General features: G+C 67.9%; 19 protein-coding genes. 9 read left to right on the top strand and 10 right to left on the bottom strand.

Going from position 1 to position 19,234, the window contains the following annotated elements; genetic code table 11:
- Positions 1 to 85: 85 nt before the first annotated feature.
- The 6 genes from ACV22Z_RS15985 (at position 86) to ACV22Z_RS15960 (ending at position 4,668) form a co-directional block, all read left to right on the top strand.
- Positions 86 to 1,009 carry a branched-chain amino acid transaminase gene (locus ACV22Z_RS15985; protein ID WP_448077260.1) on the top strand — a complete coding sequence of 308 codons (924 nt, stop codon included), beginning with the start codon at positions 86 to 88 and terminating at the stop codon, positions 1,007 to 1,009.
- A gap of 51 nt (positions 1,010 to 1,060) precedes the next feature.
- The gene (locus tag ACV22Z_RS15980) at positions 1,061 to 1,255 is read left to right on the top strand and encodes a zinc-finger domain-containing protein (protein WP_006749970.1); all 195 of its coding nucleotides are present in this window, start codon (positions 1,061 to 1,063) and stop codon (positions 1,253 to 1,255) included.
- A 169-nt stretch (positions 1,256 to 1,424) separates the two neighbouring features.
- On the top strand, positions 1,425 to 2,465 hold the full coding sequence (gene waaF, locus ACV22Z_RS15975) for a lipopolysaccharide heptosyltransferase II (protein ID WP_124598202.1): 1,041 nt from the start codon (positions 1,425 to 1,427) through the stop codon (positions 2,463 to 2,465).
- Between the two features lie 114 nt (positions 2,466 to 2,579).
- Entirely contained in the window at positions 2,580 to 3,026 is a 447-nt protein-coding gene (locus ACV22Z_RS15970) for a nuclear transport factor 2 family protein (protein WP_448077259.1), read from the top strand.
- 27 nt (positions 3,027 to 3,053) lie between these two features.
- Complete coding sequence (locus tag ACV22Z_RS15965) at positions 3,054 to 4,088, top strand: YheT family hydrolase (protein WP_448077258.1); 1,035 nt, start codon at positions 3,054 to 3,056, stop codon at positions 4,086 to 4,088.
- Entirely contained in the window at positions 4,081 to 4,668 is a 588-nt protein-coding gene (locus tag ACV22Z_RS15960; RefSeq protein ID WP_448077257.1) for a DUF2946 family protein, read from the top strand. Before ACV22Z_RS15965 ends, ACV22Z_RS15960 begins: the two co-directional genes overlap by 8 nt.
- 100 nt (positions 4,669 to 4,768) lie before the next feature.
- On the opposite strand, the gene ACV22Z_RS15955 is transcribed toward ACV22Z_RS15960, so the two are convergent.
- The gene (locus ACV22Z_RS15955) at positions 4,769 to 6,463 is read right to left on the bottom strand and encodes a M48 family metalloprotease (protein ID WP_448077256.1); all 1,695 of its coding nucleotides are present in this window, start codon (positions 6,461 to 6,463) and stop codon (positions 4,769 to 4,771) included.
- 224 nt (positions 6,464 to 6,687) lie between these two features.
- Between ACV22Z_RS15955 and moaC the strand changes: the two genes are divergently transcribed.
- On the top strand, positions 6,688 to 7,185 hold the full coding sequence (gene moaC, locus ACV22Z_RS15950; protein WP_448077255.1) for a cyclic pyranopterin monophosphate synthase MoaC: 498 nt from the start codon (positions 6,688 to 6,690) through the stop codon (positions 7,183 to 7,185).
- Between the two features lie 167 nt (positions 7,186 to 7,352).
- Here moaC and ACV22Z_RS15945 read toward each other — a convergent pair whose 3' ends face one another.
- The 9 genes from ACV22Z_RS15945 to recA form a co-directional block, all read right to left on the bottom strand.
- Positions 7,353 to 7,703: a TonB family protein gene (locus tag ACV22Z_RS15945; protein WP_448077254.1), complete on the bottom strand. Its 351-nt coding sequence runs from the start codon at positions 7,701 to 7,703 to the stop codon at positions 7,353 to 7,355.
- Positions 7,704 to 8,009: 306 nt separating this feature from the next.
- Positions 8,010 to 9,803, bottom strand: coding sequence for a PglL family O-oligosaccharyltransferase (locus ACV22Z_RS15940; protein ID WP_448077253.1), 1,794 nt, complete (start codon positions 9,801 to 9,803; stop codon positions 8,010 to 8,012).
- Positions 9,804 to 10,060: 257 nt separating this feature from the next.
- On the bottom strand, positions 10,061 to 10,654 hold the full coding sequence (locus ACV22Z_RS15935; RefSeq protein WP_448077252.1) for a pilin: 594 nt from the start codon (positions 10,652 to 10,654) through the stop codon (positions 10,061 to 10,063).
- Between the two features lie 106 nt (positions 10,655 to 10,760).
- Positions 10,761 to 11,474, bottom strand: a complete 714-nt coding sequence (locus ACV22Z_RS15930; RefSeq protein WP_448077295.1) for a TerC family protein — start codon at positions 11,472 to 11,474, stop codon at positions 10,761 to 10,763.
- A gap of 173 nt (positions 11,475 to 11,647) precedes the next feature.
- Complete coding sequence (gene sucD, locus ACV22Z_RS15925) at positions 11,648 to 12,529, bottom strand: succinate--CoA ligase subunit alpha (RefSeq protein WP_042586225.1); 882 nt, start codon at positions 12,527 to 12,529, stop codon at positions 11,648 to 11,650.
- Between the two features lie 67 nt (positions 12,530 to 12,596).
- Positions 12,597 to 13,763, bottom strand: a complete 1,167-nt coding sequence (sucC, locus tag ACV22Z_RS15920) for an ADP-forming succinate--CoA ligase subunit beta (protein ID WP_017334083.1) — start codon at positions 13,761 to 13,763, stop codon at positions 12,597 to 12,599.
- Between the two features lie 68 nt (positions 13,764 to 13,831).
- A complete protein-coding gene (locus tag ACV22Z_RS15915; RefSeq protein ID WP_448077251.1) occupies positions 13,832 to 14,476 on the bottom strand; it encodes a DUF2889 domain-containing protein in 645 nt (214 codons plus the stop codon).
- A 146-nt stretch (positions 14,477 to 14,622) separates the two neighbouring features.
- A complete protein-coding gene (recX, locus tag ACV22Z_RS15910; RefSeq protein WP_448077250.1) occupies positions 14,623 to 15,492 on the bottom strand; it encodes a recombination regulator RecX in 870 nt (289 codons plus the stop codon).
- Entirely contained in the window at positions 15,492 to 16,562 is a 1,071-nt protein-coding gene (recA, locus tag ACV22Z_RS15905; RefSeq protein ID WP_448077249.1) for a recombinase RecA, read from the bottom strand. The genes recX and recA overlap by 1 nt, the downstream gene beginning before the upstream one ends.
- Before the next feature lie 192 nt (positions 16,563 to 16,754).
- On the opposite strand from recA, the gene ACV22Z_RS15900 reads away from it, so the two are divergent.
- The gene (locus ACV22Z_RS15900) at positions 16,755 to 17,474 is read left to right on the top strand and encodes a response regulator (protein WP_448077248.1); all 720 of its coding nucleotides are present in this window, start codon (positions 16,755 to 16,757) and stop codon (positions 17,472 to 17,474) included.
- Between the two features lie 18 nt (positions 17,475 to 17,492).
- The gene (locus ACV22Z_RS15895; protein WP_448077247.1) at positions 17,493 to 19,040 is read left to right on the top strand and encodes a sensor histidine kinase N-terminal domain-containing protein; all 1,548 of its coding nucleotides are present in this window, start codon (positions 17,493 to 17,495) and stop codon (positions 19,038 to 19,040) included.
- Positions 19,041 to 19,234: the final 194 nt, after the last annotated feature.

The following is a 19,234-nucleotide window of genomic DNA, read 5'->3' as shown; positions in this document are numbered from 1 at the left end:
ACCGACCGGGATGTCGCCAAAAGACGCTAAAATATGCGTCTTTCCGGCTCAACGCTGCACACAACCGCACCGACAGGAGAATCCTATGTCAATGGCCGACCGCGACGGCAAGATCTGGATGGACGGCAAGCTGATCGACTGGCGCGATGCCAAGATCCACGTGCTGACCCATACGCTGCACTACGGCATGGGCGTCTTCGAAGGCGTGCGCGCATACAAGACGGCCGACGGCAGCACCGCGATCTTCCGCCTGCACGAACACACGAAGCGCCTGCTGAACTCCGCGAAGATCTTCCAGATGGACGTGCCGTTCGACCAGGAAACGCTCGAAGGCGCGCAGCGCGACGTCGTGCGCGAGAACAAGCTCGAGTCGTGCTACCTGCGCCCGATCATCTGGGTCGGTTCGGAAAAGCTCGGCGTGTCCGCGAAGGGCAACACGATCCACGTCGCGATCGCCGCGTGGCCGTGGGGCGCGTACCTCGGCGAGGAAGGCCTCGCGAAGGGCATCCGCGTGAAGACGTCGTCGTTCACGCGTCACCACGTGAACGTGTCGATGGTGCGCGCGAAGGCGTCGGGCTGGTACGTGAACTCGATCCTCGCGAACCAGGAAGCGACGGCCGACGGCTACGACGAGGCACTGCTGCTCGACGTCGACGGCTACGTGTCGGAAGGCTCGGGCGAGAACTTCTTCCTCGTGAACCGCGGCAAGCTGTTCACGCCGGACCTGTCGTCGTGCCTCGACGGCATCACGCGCGACACGATCATCACGCTCGCGAAGGATGCCGGCATCGAGGTGATCGAGAAGCGCATCACGCGCGACGAGGTCTACACGGCCGACGAGGCGTTCTTCACCGGCACCGCCGCTGAAGTCACGCCGATCCGCGAGCTCGACAACCGGACGATCGGCAGCGGCGTGCGCGGCCCGGTCACGGAAAAGCTGCAATCGGCGTTTTTCGATATCGTGTCGGGCAAGAACCCGAAGTACGCGCACTGGCTGACGAAGATCTGAGCGCGCGCCACACGCGAATGCCCCACAAAAGAGTGAACAAGAGAAAGACTCATGAGTGAAATCAAGGAAATGCCGCTGGTCGAGCTGACGGCCAAGGATCTTCCCGCCTACTGCCCGAACCCGGCGATGGCCCGCTGGAGCGCGCACCCGCGCGTCTTCATCGACGTGTCGCACGGCGAGGCGCGCTGCCCGTACTGCGGCACGCGCTACAAGCTGCGCGACGGCGAAGTCGTCAAGGGCCACTGAGCCCGGGTGGCCTGGCCTCGCGCGGATCGACCCGCGCGGCCCGGCTGACCGGACCATCGTCCTGCATGGCGGCGCGGCCGGCTGACCGGCGCGCTGCCGTTTCCCATTCTGGCAACCCGAACGCGGCGCCTGTGCGCCGTGTTTCATTACGACATCGGAAATCGACCTGATGCGTCGAGCGCTGGTTATCGCACCGAACTGGATCGGTGACGCATTGATGGCGCAGCCGCTCTTTGCGCTGCTGAAGAAACTCCATCCCCGCATCGCGATCGATGCCGTCGCGCCCTCATGGGTCGCGCCGGTGCTCGAGCGCATGCCGGAGATCCACGATGTCTACGCGACCGACCTCGCACACGGCAAGCTGCAGTTGCTGCGCCGCTGGCAGCTCGCGAGCGACCTGCGCGACAACGGCTACGACGCGGCCTACGTGCTGCCGAATTCGCTGAAGTCCGCGGTGATCCCGTGGCTCGCGAACATCCCGCTGCGAATCGGCTACACGGGCGAGCACCGCTATGGGCTGTTGAACGTGCGGCATGCGAATCCGGACAAGGCGCACGGCGAACGTCCGCCGATGACGGGCCACTACGCGGCACTGGCGTACGCGCCGGGCGCGAAGCTGCCCGAGTCGATGAAAACCCTGCCCCCGCCGCGCCTCGACGCCGACCTGAATGAAACGGCGCGCGTGTCCGCACGTTTCAATCTCGATACACGAATGCCGCTCGTCGTGTTCTGCCCGGGCGCCGAATACGGCCCGGCGAAGCGCTGGCCGCCCGAGCATTTCGCGTCGCTCGCGAAGATCGTCCATCAGTCTTTCCCGTATACGCAGATCGTCGCGCTCGGCTCGCAGAAGGACGCCGCTGCCGCGCAGGCGATCGCCGAGCACGCGCCGCACGTGCGCAACCTGTGCGGGCAGACATCGCTGTCCGAAGCGTGCGCGCTGATCGCGCGCGCGAACGCGGTCGTCACCAACGATTCGGGGCTGATGCACGTCGCCGCCGCGCTGCGCCGGCCGCTCGTCGCGCTGTACGGATCGACGGATCCGCGTCACACCCCTCCGCTGTCGGAGCTGGCGAAGGTACAATGGTTGCATCTCGAATGCAGTCCCTGCTTCGAGCGCGAGTGCCCGCTCGGCCACCTGAAGTGCCTGCGCGAACTCGGCCCGGAGCAGGTATTCGGCGATTTGCGCGGCATGCTCGTCGGGCAGCGCTGACCCTTTCCGGCAGCGTCGCACGACGCGCGCCGGGCAATCCGATTCACCGGTGTGCGGCGGCCTGTTGGCCGCCGTGCTGAATACGGCGCGCGACGCGCGCGAGAGACAAACCCGATGCCACGTTTTGCCCGCCTCTTCGAAGCCGCTGCCGATACGCTCAACGCCTACTACCAGGCCGTCGCGGATGCCAATCTCGACGCGCTGATGGCGCTGTGGATCGACGAGGATTTCGCCAGCTGCATCTGGGCGGACGGCGCGCATCTGCATGGCCTCGACCAGATCCGCAGCGGGCTCGGCGCACGGCTGTCCACGCAGCCCGTGACGATCGAGCCGCTCGACATCCGTGTTTACGACAGTCTCGGCACCGTCGTCTACACGATTGCCGAAGCGCATCAGCAGGCCGATCTCACTGCCGAGCCCGACATGGTGTTCGCGACGTACGTGATGATTCACGAACGCGGCGAATGGCGCATCGCGCACATCCATGCGAGCCCGATTCCCGAACAGGCGGCCGGGCAGTTCGCCGCCAAGATCCGCCACGGGCAAGGCCCGCTGCATTGAATGATTTGACGAAGACGCGGGGCGATCATGAGTACGGCTTCTCCGCCCACATCGCTTGCCGGGGCTCACGCCCCTGACGACGACACACTGCGCTATCGCGCACCCTACTGGCTGCCGAACAGCCATGTGCAAACCATCGTGCCGGCGCTGTTCGCGCGACGACCGGTCGTCGCCTACCGGCGGGAGCGATGGGAAACGCCCGACCACGACTTCATCGATCTCGACTGGATCGCGCATCTCGACAGCGCGGCACCGCCGCCCGACGCGCCGCTGTTCGTGCTGTTCCACGGCCTCGAAGGCAGTTCCGGCTCGCACTACGCGCTCGCGCTGATGGCCGCCGCGCGCGCGAAGGGCTGGCACGGCGTCGTCCCGCACTTCCGCAGCTGCAGCGGCGAGATGAATCGCAAGCCGCGCTTCTATCACCTCGCCGATAGCGCCGAGGTCGACTGGATCCTCAGGCGCCTTGCCGCGCAGCATCGCGGGCCGCTCGTCGTGGCCGGCGTGTCGCTCGGCGGCAACGTGCTGTTGCGCTGGCTCGGCGAGCACCGCAGCGACACGTCGATCGTGCGCGCCGCCGCCGCGATCTCGACGCCGCTCGACGTGCACGCGGGCGGCCGCGCGCTGTCGCAGGGCTTCGCGATGATCTACACGCGCAGCTTCCTGAAGACGCTCAAGCGCAAGGCGCTCGTGAAACTCGAGCAGTTTCCGGGCCTGTTCGATCGCGAAGCGATGCTGAAGGCCGTGACGATGCACGACTTCGACGACATCGTCACCGCGCCGCTGCACGGCTTCGCCGACGCGAACGACTACTGGACGAAGGCGACGACCCGCCCGCTGCTGCCCGCGATCGATGTGCCCACGCTGATCCTCAACGCCCGCAACGACCCGTTCCTGCCCGCGTCGGCGCTGCCCGGCCCGGCGGACGTGTCGCCCGCCGTCGAGCTCGACCAGCCCGCGGACGGCGGCCATGCGGGATTCATGACCGGGCCGTTCCCCGGCCGGCTCGACTGGCTGTCGGTGCGCGTGTTCGGTTACTGCTCCAAATTCGTCGACCATGGATGACATCGTCAAACAGGCGCTCGCCAAGTGGCCGAACGTGCCGCACTGCACCGGCTGGCTGCTGCTCGACCGGCGCGGCGACTGGCGCCTGCGCGACGACGCCGCGCAGGCCGCCGGCGAGCTCGGCTCGCCGATCCGCCACACCGCGCTGATCGCGTTCATCAACCGCAATTACGAAGCCGACGAGCACGGCCAGTGGTTCTTCCAAAACGGGCCGCAGCGCGTATACGTCGAACTCGCGTATACGCCGTGGGTCGTGCGGCTCGCCGAACGCGACGGGCGCCTCACGCTCGCCGACCACGCCGGCCAGCCGTTCGAGCCGCACGAAGCGTGGCTCGACGATGCGGGCGGCGTGCTGTTTCGCGACACCGGCACGACACCGCGCGTGGCCGTGCTGCACGACCACGACCTCGGGCTGTTCGCCGACCACGCGGATCTCGACGCGTCGCCGCCCGTGCTGCAGTGGCGCGACGGACGGGTGCTGCCGCTGCTCGACATCGCGCATGCCGACGTGCCCGCACGCTTCGGCTTCGTCGCGAGCCCGGCCGCGCACACCCTCGCGGCCACGCGCGACGCGCACTGACTCGGCCGCCGGCCGCGCCGGCGTCCGGTATCCGCGACGTGCGGCGGCTGGCCCGACCGTCGTGCGGCAGGTGCAAGCCGTGCCCGCGCGCGAGCGGCCGTCAGCTCCGGCCGTTCTTGTCGTCCTCGCGCTCTTCCTTGTAGCGCGCCTCGAATTCGAGCAGGCGCGCGTTGATCATCGACTGGTCGTAGAACGACACGTCCTTCGCGTCGCGCGCTTCCTTCAGCTGGCGGATGGCCGACGGCCACGCGCCGTCGAGCGCGAACTTCTCCGCCAGCGCGCGGCGCCGCGCGGGCACGTCGCCCATCCCGTCGCTCGCCTTCGCGAGGTAATCCCACCAGTCCGGTTGCTCCGGATCGGCCTTCGTCTGCGTGCGGGCCAGCGTCTGCGCGTCCGCGAAGCGGCGCGCGGCCAGCAGCGCCTGAAGGTGCGCGACGATCGCCGCGTGCGACGCGGGCCAGCGCCGCTGCGCGAGCGCCGCGAGCCGCACCGCGTCGTCGGTCCGGCCTGCGCGGCGCGCGAGGTCCACGGCCAGCACGTCGAGGCTCGGCGAGCTCGTCGCGGAGTCTTCGTCACGACGCGCCCGCGCGTCGAACGCGGCGCGCGCCGCCGCGAGCGCCTGGCCCGCCGCGTCGTACAGGCCGACCAGCGTATCCGCGAGCGCGATCCCATACCAGTTCGCCGCGACGTTCGGCGCGGTGCGGTCGTCGATCTCGAGCTGCATCCGGCGCGCCTCGGCCGCGATGTCGGTCGGCGCGCGATTCTGCAGGATCCTCAGCCGTGCGCGCACGAAGCCGTATTCCGGCGACTGGCGCGGCTGGCGGTACGGCGCGCGCCGCGCGCGGTCCTCCATGTCGGCGATCCGCTCGCCTGTCAGCGGGTGGGTGCGCGCATAGGCCGGCACGCCCGCGTCGCCCATCGACGCCCGCTCGAGCCGCTCGAAGAAGCCCGGCATCCCGTACGGGTCGTAGCCCGCGCCCGCGAGCAGCTGGAAGCCGACGCGATCGGCCTCGCGCTCCGCCGTGCGCGAGAAGCGCAGCTGGTTGTCGACGGCGTACGCCTGCCCGCCCAGCGCGATCGCGCTGCCGAGGTCGCCGCTGCGCGCGAGCACGCCGGCCAGCACGCCGAGCAGCATCGTCGCGAGCGCCGTGTAGCCGGTCTTCTCGCTCGCGCCGATCATCCGCGCGATATGCCGCTGCAGCACGTGGCCCATCTCGTGGCCGACGACCGACGCAAGCTCGGATTCCGTCTGCGTCGTGACGACGAGCCCGCTGTTGATGCCGATGAAACCGCCCGGCATCGAGAACGCGTTGATCTGCGGGTCGCGCACCGGGAACAGGTCGAAGTCCGGCATGTAGCCGCCGATGAAGCGCGCGGCCGCCGCGGCCGCAAGCCGCTCGGCCATCGCGTTCAGGTAGTCGCGCACGAGCCAGTCGTCGAGATAGTCGGGATCGCGCCGAACCTCGCGCATCACGCGCTCGCCGAGCTTGCGCTCGGCCTGCGGCGTGAGCGCGCCGCCGGAGCCGTCGCCGAGATCGGGCAGCTGCAGCGCCCTCAGCGGCGCACGCAGGCTCGGCGCCGCGCTCGACGCGCCGTCGTTGCCGGAGAACCGGCTCTCGGCGCCGCCATACGTGCCGAACACGCCGGGTGCAATGCCGGACGGCACGGTGGAGATCGACGGGGAGCCGGCAGGCGCCGCCTCGAGCGGCGCAGCAGCCGTGCGTTGCGCGAAACCGCCGGACGGCAGCGCGAGCGCAACCGACAGCACAGCAGCAAGCAACTGTTTGACACGCATGGCAGGATGATCGCGACGCCGTCCCGCGCGCAGCGCACGCATCGCGGCGATTGGTATGAATATCGTGGCCATTGTACCGGCGACGTTCCGGCTGTCCCGCACGGATCGATCATGATCTGCGCTCCGCCGCCGCGAACGCCACTGCTATGATAGGCGCCCGTTAAAGCCATGCATGCGACCGAACCGAGCGCCGAAGCGCCGGGTTCGATCGACAGGAGCACGACATGTCAGGACTGACCCACTTCGATGCCGCCGGCCACGCGCACATGGTCGACGTCGGCGGCAAGCAGGAAACGCAGCGCATCGCCATCGCGCGCGGCACGATCCGCATGCTGCCGGCAACGTTCGAACTGATTCGCGACGGCAAGGCGAAAAAAGGCGACGTGCTCGGCGTCGCGCGGATCGCGGCGATCCAGGGCGCCAAGCGCACCGCCGACCTGATCCCGCTGTGCCATCCGCTCGCGCTGACCCGCGTCGCCGTCGATTTCGAGCTCGACGACACGCTGCCGGGCGTGCGCTGCGTCGCGCAGGTCGAGACGTTCGGGCGCACGGGCGTCGAGATGGAAGCGCTCACCGCGGTGCAGGTCGGGCTGCTGACCGTGTACGACATGTGCAAGGCGGTGGATCGCGGGATGGTGATCACCGACGTGAGCGTCCGGGAAAAACGCGGCGGGAAGTCGGGTGACTGGAAGGCCGAGGACACCGACGCGCAACCGCAGTAACGGCCTCAACCCGCATCGAGATCGGGTTGACCGGCAAGTCAGGGCGAAACGTCGGGAAACGTTACGCCTTGATTTGCCAGCAACCCAACGGCTTCACGCTGCTCGCGTTGCGCGACGCGCCGGAGCCGACCTGTCGCGGCGCCAACCGGACGGCAAAGCACTGAGCGTCACTGGCTGCGGCGAGGCTCGAACACGAACGGCTGCGTCAGCAGCAACGGATTCGCGGCGGTCCCCGTCTGCGTGCAGGTTGCCCGGGACATCGCGTCGATCGCGGCGCGATCCGCTACGGCATTGCGGCTGCTTGTCGTCACCGTGACGTTCTGCGCGTCGCCCGACGTCGTCATCAATGCCCGCACGAGCACCGTCGCGGGACGTGTGAGCGGCTTCGCGGTATTCGGATAGACGGCGCGCGGAATGCGGCACGTCAGGCTGCTTTCCTGCGACGACGACAACATTGCGCAACCGGCGAACAGTGCGGCAACAGCGGGCAGGATCAGATAGGTCGAGCGAATAGCCATGGTCGAAGGTCGTTATTCGGCGTTCCGTCAGGACGCGCATCGACGAAAGGACGCGCGCGGAATACGGACGCTTGCGCGCATTGTGCACGCCCTTCCCCGGTGACGGCGGCGATTTGACAGTGCTTGACGGTGAATGCGCGGCCGGCCGCACGGAATCCGTACGATACGCGACGTAATCGCCGCCGCCGGCCCGGTGTCTGGCGTCTGCGGCATGCGTCGGCGCAGGCCATGGCGGCCCGCGCGGATCACTCCCGGTCGTCGCGAACCGGCTCGGCGATCATTGCGGACCGCGATGGCCCGGGTGAGTCACTCCGCGTCGTCGTCGTCGTCCGATTCGTCGAGCGCGTCTGCCGACACTTCTCCGTACTTCGCGACCACGGCCGCCTTGAACGCCTTCAGCGACGGCTGCTCGTCGCACAGCTTGTACAGCGCTGCGAGCTGCTGCGGCCAGTCCTTCAGCTCCTTCGCGAACACGGCGAGGCGTGCGACCGTATCGAGCGCGTCGGCTTCGCGGCCGTCCAGCGCCTGCAGCACCGCATAGCGGCGCAGCACCGTTTCACCGGGCAACAGCGCGATCGCGCGCTCGTGCGCGGCGAGCTTCGCCGGCAGCCCGTCGTGCGAGATCGTGAGCAGCGTCGCCGCGCCATAGTCGCCCCACGCACCGAACAGCATCGACGGCGCGTCGCGATACTGCGCGGCCGGATTGCTGCCGTAATACAGCACTTCCGCGCGCTGGTAATCGCGCAGCACCGGCAGCATCGCGACGAGCCCGCCGAACGACAGCAGCGCGAACAGCCCGAACGCCGCACCGCCCGCCGGCACGATGCGCAGCGGCTTCACTTCGAGCAGGCCGATCACGAACATCGCCGGCAGCAGGAAGAACATGTACTGCTGCGGATACTCGACGAGCGCATGCATCAGCAGGATGCCGATCAGCGCGAAGCCGAACACGCGCACGCTCGACTGCGGCGCGCGCAGCGCGCGCACGAACCAGAGCACGAGCGCGACGACCAGCACGCCGAGGCCGATCGCGCCGGACTTCGCGAGCAGGTCGATGAAGATGTCGTGCGAATTGTTCGCGATCTCGACGCCGCCGAGCGTGCGGGCGAGCGCGAGCTGATGCGACGGGAATTCGCCCCAGCCGACGCCGAGCACCGGATGCTCGCGGAACATCGCGAGCCCGTATTTCCACAGCGCGAGACGCGGCGCGATCTGTCCGGCGTCGCGCATCCGGTCGGCCGCCGACTCCGCGAGATTCAGGTGGAAATGCACGTTCGCCCAGCGCACGCCGCCGTTCACCGCAACGAACACGGCGACGAGCAAGACCGGCATCAGCCACGCACGCGCATTGCCCGGCACGCCCGGTTCGCGGCGCGCTTCGACCCGTGCCATCCAGAAGCCGGCGACCACCATTACCGCAACCTGCAGCCACGGCCCGCGCGACACGGTCAGCGCGAGCCCCGTGGACAGCACGACGGACAACGCGAGCCACGCCCACACCGCGAGGCGGCGTGTCTGCACGAGATACAACGCGCCGGCCAGCGCGAACGCGATATAGGTCGCCAGATGGTTCGCCTGCGCCATGTTGCCGTACGGCCGGCGCTCCACCGCGATGTTGTACACCACGACGAACGGCGACAGCGCCGATTCGAGCCGGAACAGCTGAACGATCTGGCAGAACACGGCGAACACGCCACCGATCAGCAGCGCGCCCGCCATCATCCGCGCGACCGATTCCGCGAGCCCCTCGCGCGCGAGCACGTAGCCCGCCTGCATCGCGACCAGCGCCGCGCCGAGATAGCCGATGGCCAGCCAGTTCATCGACGGCACCCGCAGCGGCATCAGCGCGATCTGCACGAACAGCACCGCGGCGAAGCCGAGCGGCGCGACGAACGCGGCCGGCGCGGCGAACGGCGCCGCCTGACGGCCCGTCCGCGCGAGCAGGACCACCGTCGCGCCGAGCAGCAGATACAGCACCAGCGCGGAAAACTCGGAATAGAAGGTCGGGATCGGGTACGTGTGATTCGTGATCGCGTAGGGCACGATCAACGCGACAGCCAGCGCGACGAGCGGCAACGAGCGGGAAAAAGAAGAAGGCATGAGCAAACCGGATGTCAGCAACCGGCGCACTATACAAAACTTTGCCCGCTCTGTGCGGCGCATGCGCGCCGGACGTGCCACCGCAGCGCGATGTGACCGGCCCGGCAAGCCGGGCGGCAGCCGCAACGGCCACCCCGCCGCCCACCTGCCGCCCGGCCCTGCTCATCCGGCTTTTCGCCCGCTATACCCGCTATACGCGCTATACCCGCTAGACCCGCTATGCCCGCCATTCGCCCGCGTTCATCCGCGTTCACCCGCTAGGCGCGGCACTCGGCCGGTGCGTACTTCGCCGGCAGCGTCGCGCCGTCGGTCGGCACCGGCCCGGCCCCGGGCGCCGGCAGCGATGACGCCGACTTGCCCGCCGCAAAGCACTCCCACGTGATCGCACCAGCCTGCGTCGCCCCCTTCTTGAGCGCCACGCGCGCGGTCGGCGAGTCGGCCTTGTCAGGCGCTGACGGCACCAGCACGAGCGTGTTCGTGCCGGCGGCTGCGACGCGCGCGCTAAAGGCGACCGAAATCTGGCCCGTGTCGTCGTCGATCCGCACCGACTCGACGTTGCGGGTCGCAGCCGGCGCGCTGTAGCCGCCGCCGAGCCCCGCGCCGCTCGCCGCGTTGTCCGCGACCGCAAGCCGCGCGGACGACGCGAGCGCGAGCCCTTCGCCGACCCGCGAACGCGCGAGGTAATCCTGGTACGCGGGAATCGCATACGCGGCGACGACGCCGACGATCGCGAGCACGATCATCAACTCGATCAGCGTGAATCCGCACGGGCGCCAGCGCGGCGGGCGGCGCGTTCGCTGCAGGTCGGCGGCGAAACGGCGGAACAGGGATATGGAAAAGGCTTCGAACATGACAGGCTCCGGAAACGAAAAACGCCTGCCGGAAAGGCAGGCGCTTCGATCGTAGCCAGCGGGCCGCGCGGCCGGCAGTCGGCCGGATGGCCAACGCGTCGATGTATCAGTGCGAGCCGGAGGCCCCCGATGCACGGTGGCGCTTTTTCAGCGCAGTGCCGGCCGCCACGACGAGCAGCGCGCCGGCGACGCTCGCGCCGTAGATCGCGGCCGGCGTGTCGAGCAGCGGCCAGCGGTCGCCGGCCGGGTCGTTCACCATCAGCCCGCCCGCGATCCAGCCGAGCAGGCCCGCACCGAACGTGACGACGATCGGAAAACGATCGAGCAGCTTCAGCACCAGCGTGCTGCCCCACACGATGATCGGCACGCTGACGACGAGCCCGAAGATCACGAGCGTGAGCCGGTGTGCGGGATCGGCCTGCTCCGCGGCGCCGGCGATCGCGATCACGTTGTCGAGGCTCATCACCGCATCGGCGATCACGATCGTCTTCACGGCCGCCCACAGCTTGTCGGCCGGCTTGATGTCGTCGTGCGCGTCGGTAGCAGGCGCCATCAGCTTGATGCCGATCCACAGCAGCAGCACGCCGCCCGCGAACTTCAGGAACGGCACGCCGAGCAGCACGACCGCGAACACGATCAGCACGACCCGCAGCATGATCGCGCCAGCGGTGCCCCAGATCACGCCGCGCAGGCGCTGGCTTGCCGGCAGGTTGCGGCACGCGAGCGCGATCACGACCGCGTTGTCGCCGCCGAGCAGGATGTCGATCACGACGATCTGGAACACGGCCCCCCAGTGGAGCGACGTCAGGTATTCGAGCATGGGCGGGAGCAGGCAGGAGAATCGGCCCGCCGGACGCGGGTACGGATTCGGGTACGGGCGCGGATACGCGGCCCCACGCATGATGCGCGCCGAGTCTTACGAAAATATTGCGCGAGCATAACAAAAAACGCCGGCTGGGCCGGCGTTTTCTGCAGGACGAACCCAGGCGGAATTTACAGCGCCTTCTTCAGCAGGCGCCCCATTTCCGACGGGTTGCGCGTGACGGTGATGCCGCACGCCTCCATGATTTCCAGCTTCGCTTCGGCCGTATCCGCACCGCCCGAGATCAGCGCGCCGGCGTGGCCCATGCGCTTGCCCGGGGGCGCCGTGACGCCCGCGATGAAGCCGACGACCGGCTTCTTCATGTTGTCCTTGATCCACTGAGCGGCGTTGGCTTCGTCCGGACCACCGATTTCGCCGATCATCACGACCGCATCCGTATCCGGATCGTCGTTGAACATCTTCATCACGTCGATGTGCTTCAGACCGTTGATCGGGTCGCCGCCGATGCCGACTGCCGACGACTGGCCGAGGCCGAGTGCCGTCAGCTGAGCAACCGCTTCATACGTCAGCGTGCCCGAACGCGACACGACGCCGATGCGGCCCTTGCGGTGGATGTGACCCGGCATGATGCCGATCTTCAGCTCGTCCGGCGTGATCGTGCCCGGGCAGTTCGGCCCGAGCAGCAGCGTCTTGCGGCCTTCGCGGCGCATGCGGTCCTTCACTTCGATCATGTCGCGGACGGGAATGCCTTCCGTGATGCAGATCGCGAGATCCAGATCGGCTTCGACCGCTTCCCAGATCGCAGCAGCTGCGCCTGCCGGCGGAACGTAGATGACCGACACGGTCGCGCCGGTTTCTTCCTTCGCTTCCTTGACGCTTGCGTAGATCGGAATGCCTTCGAAATCTTCGCCGGCCTTCTTCGGGTTCACGCCCGCGACGAATGCTTCGCGGCCGTTTGCGTATTCACGGCAGGCGCGCGTATGGAACTGACCGGTCTTGCCGGTAATGCCCTGCGTGATGACCTTCGTGTCCTTGTTGATCAGAATCGACATGTATTTTGACCTCTGTTCGATTGGCGTCGCGTGCAAGCCGCGCCGCCATGCGTGTTCAATAGCGCGCTTACTTGCCTTCGGCAGCCGCGACGACCTTCTGCGCAGCCTCTTCCATGCTGTCAGCCGAGATGATCGGCAGGCCCGAATCGGCCAGCATCTTCTTGCCGAGGTCTTCGTTCGTGCCCTTCATGCGCACGACGAGCGGCACGTTCAGGTTCACGGCCTTCGAACCGGCGATCACGCCTTCCGCGATCACGTCGCAGCGCATGATGCCGCCGAAGATGTTCACGAGGATCGCCTTCAGGTCCGGGTTCTTCAGCATCAGCTTGAACGCTTCGGTGACCTTCTCGGTCGTCGCGCCACCGCCGACGTCCAGGAAGTTCGCCGGCTCGCCGCCGAACAGCTTGATCGTGTCCATCGTCGCCATCGCGAGGCCCGCGCCGTTCACGAGACAGCCGATGTTGCCGTCGAGCGAGATGTACGCGAGGTCGAACTTCGACGCTTCGATTTCAGCCGGATCTTCTTCGTCCAGATCGCGGTATGCGACGATTTCCGGATGGCGGAACAGCGCGTTCGAGTCGAAGTTGAACTTCGCGTCGAGTGCGATGACCTTGCCGTCGCCGGAGACGTTCAGCGGGTTGATTTCAGCCAGCGACGCGTCGGTTTCCCAGAATGCCTTGTACAGGCCTTGCAGGATGGCACGCGCTTGCGGAATCGAAGCAGCCGGCACGCCGATCTTCGCGGCGAGGTCGTCGGCCTGGGCGTCGAGCAGGCCGGTCGACGGCTCGACGATGACCTTGTGGATCAGTTCCGGGTGCTTTTCGGCAACTTCTTCGATGTCCATGCCGCCTTCGCTCGAACCCATCAGAACGATCTTTTGCGACACGCGATCAACGACGAGACTGACATACAGTTCCTGCTTGATGTCGGCGCCTTCTTCGATCATCAGACGGTTGACCTTCTGGCCTTCCGGACCGGTCTGGTGGGTGACGAGCTGCATGCCGAGGATCTGGTTCGCGTATTCGCGAACCTGCTCGATCGACTTCGCCACCTTCACGCCGCCGCCCTTACCACGGCCACCCGCGTGAATCTGAGCCTTCACGACCCAAACCGGGCCGCCGAGCTCTTCTGCCACCTTGACGGCCTCGTCAACCGAGAACGCCGGCTTGCCGCGCGGTACCGCGACTCCGAATTTCCGCAGGATTTCCTTACCCTGGTACTCGTGAATCTTCATGCGTGATTCCCTTCAGTCTGAGAGTTGGATGAAAAGTCGCTTAAGACGCTTCTTCGAATGATTTCCGTTCATTCCTTCGTGCCATCCCGGACGGGCATGTCCCGGACGGGCATGTCCCGGACGGGCATGTCCGGCTCCAGCCGACTCGCGCCATACCAGCGCGGGTAGAACTGCTGCACCACGTCGCCGTCGAACCGCAGCGCCTGGCAGCGGCCGAGCTGGAACGGCGGCTCCGCCTGCGCGCCGTCATGATCCGGCCCTTCGCCGCCCTCCTCCCGCACGTTCCACACGTCGCCGGCGAACGCCTGGATCGCCGCCGTCGGCAGCACGGCGCACAGCTCGGTGAGATGGGAACAGCCCGCGACACCGGACAGAAGCCGGGTCGCATCGCGGCGGAAATTGCGGAAGAGATTGAGCCCGACGAGGGCCCGGTAGGCGGGATTGGCGGATTGGCAATGACCGGGATATGGCACCCATTCCGACGACGACTCGGCGTCGACGACATTGAGGTCACGATCGATGGTCACGCGCAGCCAGAGTTCGTGGATCGGCAGGCCGTTGGGCCGGATGCCCGACGCAAGCGCGACGTCGCGCGGCTTGTGATCGGTCAGGCAGGCTTCGATGTCCCACAAGCCGTCGCCGCGCTCGTAGGCTTCCGCTCGGATTGCGCGTCGATGTCGCAACTGACGGGGCACGGGCTCGGATAGCGGCATGCTGGAGGTTGAGGCCGAAGAGGAAAACCCGTGGATTTTAGCATATTGAGTATTTGAGACAGCCTGACGCGACGACGGGTATTCCCGCCTGTCAGGATGCGGTTGCGTTGCAGCAAAATCGCGCGTTGCGCGCGCACCCGGTGCGGTCAGTCGTCGCCGAACAATTCGTCGCCGCACTTGAGCAACTTCACGATGGTCGCGCTCGAGAAGCCGCGCGCCGCGAGGAAGCGCGCCTGCTTCGCGCGCTCGGCGGGCGTTTGCGGCAGTGCACCGAATTTCTTGCGCCAGACCGCCTGCGCACGTGCCCATTCGGTCTCGCGCAGCTGTGCATTCACCTCTTCGACGAGCGCGTCGCCGACCGCGTGGCGCTTCAGCTCGTTGACGATCCGTGCGGCACCGACGCGCGACGCGCGGCGATGCACGAGGCTCTCGGCGAAGCGCGCGTCGGACAGCCAGCCGTCCTGTTCCAGCGCGTCGAGCACCGGCTCGACGGATTCGTCCTCGCCGGCGTACGGCGCGAGCTTGCGCGCGAGTTCGGCGCGGCTGTATTCGCGCCGGGACAGGTAGCCGAGCGCGCGACCCTTCAGCGAACGGGCGGGCTTCGACGATGACGATGATGACGCGCGCGCAGATGCGCCGGTCTCCGCATCGGCAGCGGCGCCGGACGATCGGCGCGTGCGACGCGGGTTCTGGCTCGTGCGGGTATAGACGTCTTCCGGAGCCGCGGCAGACGCCGCCGCAGACGCGCGATCGCGCGGGAAGCCGATGCCGGACACGCGACGGCGCGCCCGGTCGTGTGCATCGAACGATTCGTCGTTATCGAACGGATCGTCCGGTGCGCTCACCTGAAACGAAACGAGGGCATCGTCGGATACCCTCGTCGCGGTGCGGCTCGCGGGATGCGCTGCGGGCCGCCGGCTGGCGCCGGAGGACACGGCACGCCGCCCGGAGCCGCCCGGCGCATCGCGCGCGTCGTGCTCCGCCGGCTTGCCCGTGTCATCCCGGCGCCTGACCATCACTCTTCTTCGTCCATCGCCTCGGCTTCGTTATCCGCGCCTTGCGGCATCGCGGCGACGCCGAGCGATTCGCGAATGCGGTTCTCGATCTCGCGTGCGATTTCCGGATTCTCGCGCAGGAATTCACGCGCGTTGTCCTTGCCCTGACCGATCTTCTCGCCGTTGTAGCTGTACCAGGCGCCCGCCTTGTCGACGATCTTCGCCTGCACGCCGAGATCGATGATCTCGCCCTGACGCGAAATGCCTTCGCCATACAGGATGTCGAAGATCGCTTCGCGGAACGGCGGCGACACCTTGTTCTTCACGACCTTCACGCGGGTTTCGTTGCCGATCACCTCGTCGTTCTTCTTGATCGAGCCGATCCGGCGGATGTCGAGACGCACCGACGAATAGAACTTCAGCGCGTTGCCGCCCGTCGTGGTTTCCGGGTTGCCGAACATCACGCCGATCTTCATCCGGATCTGGTTGATGAAGATCACGAGGCAGTTCGTGCGCTTGATCGTGCCCGTCAGCTTGCGCAGCGCCTGCGACATCAGGCGGGCCTGCAGGCCCGGCAGCGAATCGCCCATCTCGCCTTCGATTTCGGCCTTCGGCACGAGCGCCGCGACCGAGTCGATGACGATCATGTCGATCGAGCCCGAGCGCACCAGCGCGTCGGTGATTTCCAGCGCCTGCTCGCCGGTGTCCGGCTGCGAGATCAGCAGCTCCGGCACGTTGACGCCGAGCTTGGCCGCGTACTGGACGTCGAGCGCGTGCTCGGCGTCGATGAACGCCGCGGTGCCGCCGAGCTTCTGCAGCTCGGCAATGACCTGCAGCGTGAGCGTGGTCTTGCCTGACGATTCCGGACCGTAGATCTCGACCACCCGGCCGCGCGGCAGGCCGCCGACGCCGAGTGCGATATCAAGGCCCAGCGAGCCCGTGGACACGACCTGGATGTCCTCGGCCGCCTCGCCGTCGCCCATGCGCATGATCGACCCTTTGCCGAACTGCTTCTCGATCTGCGCGAGCGCGGCGGCCAGCGCCTTGCTCTTCTCGGCAGTCAGCCCGGAGCCTTTCTTGCTATCTTCCATGAATCGTCCTTTGCTATGATGAGCAGCGTCTGATATAGGCGCGCCGGTTTTCAAGCCGCTGCGCACGAATGCAGACACTGTATAAAAAAACAGTGTTTTATGCAAGCCCGCGATGTGGGCCGCACAACACACGAACCCCTTCGGAGACAGCCGCGCCGGCGCAAGCGCCCTGCCGGCCCCCGGTTACGCAACATGCGAATTCTCATCGCCGAAGATGACAGCATACTCGCGGACGGCCTCACCCGGTCACTCCGCCAGTCGGGCTATGCCGTCGACCACGTGAAGAACGGCGTCGAGGCCGACACGGCCCTGTCGATGCAGGCGTTCGACCTGCTGATCCTCGATCTCGGCCTGCCGAAGCTGTCCGGCCTCGAGGTCCTGAAGCGCCTGCGCGCGCGCAACTCCAACCTGCCCGTGCTGATCCTGACCGCCGCCGACAGCGTCGACGAGCGCGTGAAGGGTCTCGACCTCGGCGCCGACGACTACATGGCCAAGCCGTTCGCGCTCAACGAGCTCGAAGCGCGCGTGCGCGCGCTGACCCGGCGCGGCGCGGGCGGCGGCCCGACCGTCGTGCGCCACGGCTCGCTGGCGTTCGACCAGGTCGGCCGCATCGCGTACGCGAACGACCGCGTGCTCGACCTGTCCGCGCGCGAGCTCGGCCTGCTCGAGGTGCTGCTGCAGCGGATCGGCCGGCTCGTGTCGAAGGAACAGCTCGTCGACCACCTGTGCGAATGGGGCGAGGAAGTCAGCAACAACGCGATCGAAGTCTACGTGCACCGCTTGCGCAAGAAGATCGAGCCGAGCGGCGTGCGAATCGCGACCGTGCGCGGCCTCGGCTACTGCCTCGAGAAAACCGCCCCCGCGCCGGACCCGGCGGCGTCCCAGCCCGCGGCCGCCGGCACGCCGCGCTGACGGCCGGCCGTCGCCGCCATGGCCACGCCGGTCCACTCCCGCCATTCGGTCGGCGAGCCCGCGTCCGCCGCCGACGACGCGCGCGATGCGCGCTATGAAAACCCGTTCGCGCCGCCCGACGAAACCGACACCCCCGAAACCGCGCGCCCGCGTTCGCTGTTCGGCGAGATCCTCGACTGGATGCTCGCGCCGCTGCTGCTGCTGTGGCCGATGAGCATCGCCGTCACGTATCTCGTCGCGAAGACGATCGCAAACGGCCCGTTCGACCGCGCGCTGGAGACCAACGCCTACGTGCTCGCGCGGCAGATCCATCCCGTCAACGGCGTCGCCGAGCTGTCGCTGCCGCAGGCGACGCGCGACTTCCTGCGCGCGGACAACGTCGACAGCGTCTATTTCCAGGTGCTCGGCACGCGCGGCGAGCTGGTCGCGGGCGAGGCCGACCTGCCGCTGCCGCGCGACGAGGACCGGCCGCCGCCGGGCGTCGTCGTGTTCCGCGACGACCTGCTGCGCGGCAACGACGTGCGCGTCGCCTATACGACCGTCGCGCTGCCGCAGGCGAGCGGCACGCAGCCGGTGCTCGTGCAGGTCGGCGAGACGCTCGACAAGCGCAACGCACTCGCGAACGACATCATCAAGGGCGTGATCCTGCCGCAGTTCGTGATTCTGCCGCTCGCGATCCTGCTCGTGTGGTTCGGGCTGTCGCGCGGGCTCGCGCCGCTCAACGCGCTGCAGGCGCACATCCGCGCGCGGCGCCCCGACGACCTGTCGCCGGTCGAGGCGCAGCGCGCGCCGCCGGAGATCGAGCCGCTCGTCACGTCGTTCAACGACCTGCTCGCACGCCTGGAACAGAACATGGCGCTGCAGAAGCGCTTCATCGCCGACGCCGCACACCAGATGAAGACGCCGCTCGCCGGGCTGCGCACGCAGGCCGAGTTCGCGCTGCGCCATGAAGTGTCCGCGGACGTGCAGCGCTCGCTCGAACAGATCGCGACGAGCTCCGAGCAGGCCGCGCGGCTCGTCACGCAGCTGCTCGCGCTCGCGCGCGCCGAGAACCGCGCGAGCGGGCTGATGTTCGAGCCCGTCGACGTCGCGCCGCTTGCGCGGCGCGCGGTGCGCGACTGGGTGCAGGCCGCGCTCGCGAAGCGGATGGACCTCGGCTACGAAGGCCCGGACGACGGCGTGCCGCTCGATGTCGACGGCAACCCGCTGATGCTGCGCGAGATGCTCGGCAACCTGATCGACAACGCGATCCGCTACACGCCCGACGGCGGGCGCGTCACCGTGCGCGTGCGCGCGGATCGGGCGGCGCGGCTTGCATACGTCGAGGTCGAGGACACCGGCCCCGGCATCCCGGCCGCCGAGCGCGAGCGCGTGCTCGAGCGCTTCTACCGGATTCTCGGCCGCGAAGGCGACGGCAGCGGCCTCGGGCTCGCGATCGTGCGCGAGATCGTCGCACAGCACGGCGGCACGCTGACGCTCGACGATCACGTGTACCAGGCGATGCCGCGTCTAGCGGGCACGCTCGTGCGCGTGACGCTTCCGTTGCACGAACCCGCTCCGGAGTAACCCTGACGTGCGCCGCAGCATCGCGTCGCGACGGCGCGAATTGCGCGCATTTGCGCACCGTTCGGACAGCGATCGCGACGCGAAGCCCGCCATTCACCGCGGGTTAACATGGAACGATTTTGTCCGCGCGAGTCAGTGCGCCGTAAGTTTGCCCGCCAATAATCGTCGACAGGTTCGCCCCCAAGGCGGCCGTA

The organism is Burkholderia sp. PU8-34 (genome assembly GCF_053427725.1).
Note: the sequence above shows the minus strand (reverse complement) of the source record. Positions and strands in the feature narration are given on the sequence as shown.

What these genes read in the sequence shown, in the direction of transcription:
- ACV22Z_RS15955 (WP_448077256.1), bottom strand. Translation starts at nt 6,463, where the DNA reads ATGCGTGTCAAACAGTTGCTTGCTGCTGTGCTGTCGGTTGCGCTCGCG.
- ACV22Z_RS15960 (WP_448077257.1), top strand. Translation starts at nt 4,081, where the DNA reads ATGGATGACATCGTCAAACAGGCGCTCGCCAAGTGGCCGAACGTGCCG.
- waaF (WP_124598202.1), top strand. Translation starts at nt 1,425, where the DNA reads ATGCGTCGAGCGCTGGTTATCGCACCGAACTGGATCGGTGACGCATTG.
- ACV22Z_RS15900 (WP_448077248.1), top strand. Translation starts at nt 16,755, where the DNA reads ATGCGAATTCTCATCGCCGAAGATGACAGCATACTCGCGGACGGCCTC.
- sucC (WP_017334083.1), bottom strand. Translation starts at nt 13,763, where the DNA reads ATGAAGATTCACGAGTACCAGGGTAAGGAAATCCTGCGGAAATTCGGA.
- ACV22Z_RS15930 (WP_448077295.1), bottom strand. Translation starts at nt 11,474, where the DNA reads ATGCTCGAATACCTGACGTCGCTCCACTGGGGGGCCGTGTTCCAGATC.
- recA (WP_448077249.1), bottom strand. Translation starts at nt 16,562, where the DNA reads ATGGAAGATAGCAAGAAAGGCTCCGGGCTGACTGCCGAGAAGAGCAAG.
- ACV22Z_RS15970 (WP_448077259.1), top strand. Translation starts at nt 2,580, where the DNA reads ATGCCACGTTTTGCCCGCCTCTTCGAAGCCGCTGCCGATACGCTCAAC.
- ACV22Z_RS15895 (WP_448077247.1), top strand. Translation starts at nt 17,493, where the DNA reads ATGGCCACGCCGGTCCACTCCCGCCATTCGGTCGGCGAGCCCGCGTCC.
- ACV22Z_RS15915 (WP_448077251.1), bottom strand. Translation starts at nt 14,476, where the DNA reads ATGCCGCTATCCGAGCCCGTGCCCCGTCAGTTGCGACATCGACGCGCA.
- recX (WP_448077250.1), bottom strand. Translation starts at nt 15,492, where the DNA reads ATGGTCAGGCGCCGGGATGACACGGGCAAGCCGGCGGAGCACGACGCG.
- ACV22Z_RS15935 (WP_448077252.1), bottom strand. Translation starts at nt 10,654, where the DNA reads ATGTTCGAAGCCTTTTCCATATCCCTGTTCCGCCGTTTCGCCGCCGAC.
- ACV22Z_RS15945 (WP_448077254.1), bottom strand. Translation starts at nt 7,703, where the DNA reads ATGGCTATTCGCTCGACCTATCTGATCCTGCCCGCTGTTGCCGCACTG.
- ACV22Z_RS15940 (WP_448077253.1), bottom strand. Translation starts at nt 9,803, where the DNA reads ATGCCTTCTTCTTTTTCCCGCTCGTTGCCGCTCGTCGCGCTGGCTGTC.
- moaC (WP_448077255.1), top strand. Translation starts at nt 6,688, where the DNA reads ATGTCAGGACTGACCCACTTCGATGCCGCCGGCCACGCGCACATGGTC.
- ACV22Z_RS15985 (WP_448077260.1), top strand. Translation starts at nt 86, where the DNA reads ATGTCAATGGCCGACCGCGACGGCAAGATCTGGATGGACGGCAAGCTG.
- sucD (WP_042586225.1), bottom strand. Translation starts at nt 12,529, where the DNA reads ATGTCGATTCTGATCAACAAGGACACGAAGGTCATCACGCAGGGCATT.
- ACV22Z_RS15980 (WP_006749970.1), top strand. Translation starts at nt 1,061, where the DNA reads ATGAGTGAAATCAAGGAAATGCCGCTGGTCGAGCTGACGGCCAAGGAT.
- ACV22Z_RS15965 (WP_448077258.1), top strand. Translation starts at nt 3,054, where the DNA reads ATGAGTACGGCTTCTCCGCCCACATCGCTTGCCGGGGCTCACGCCCCT.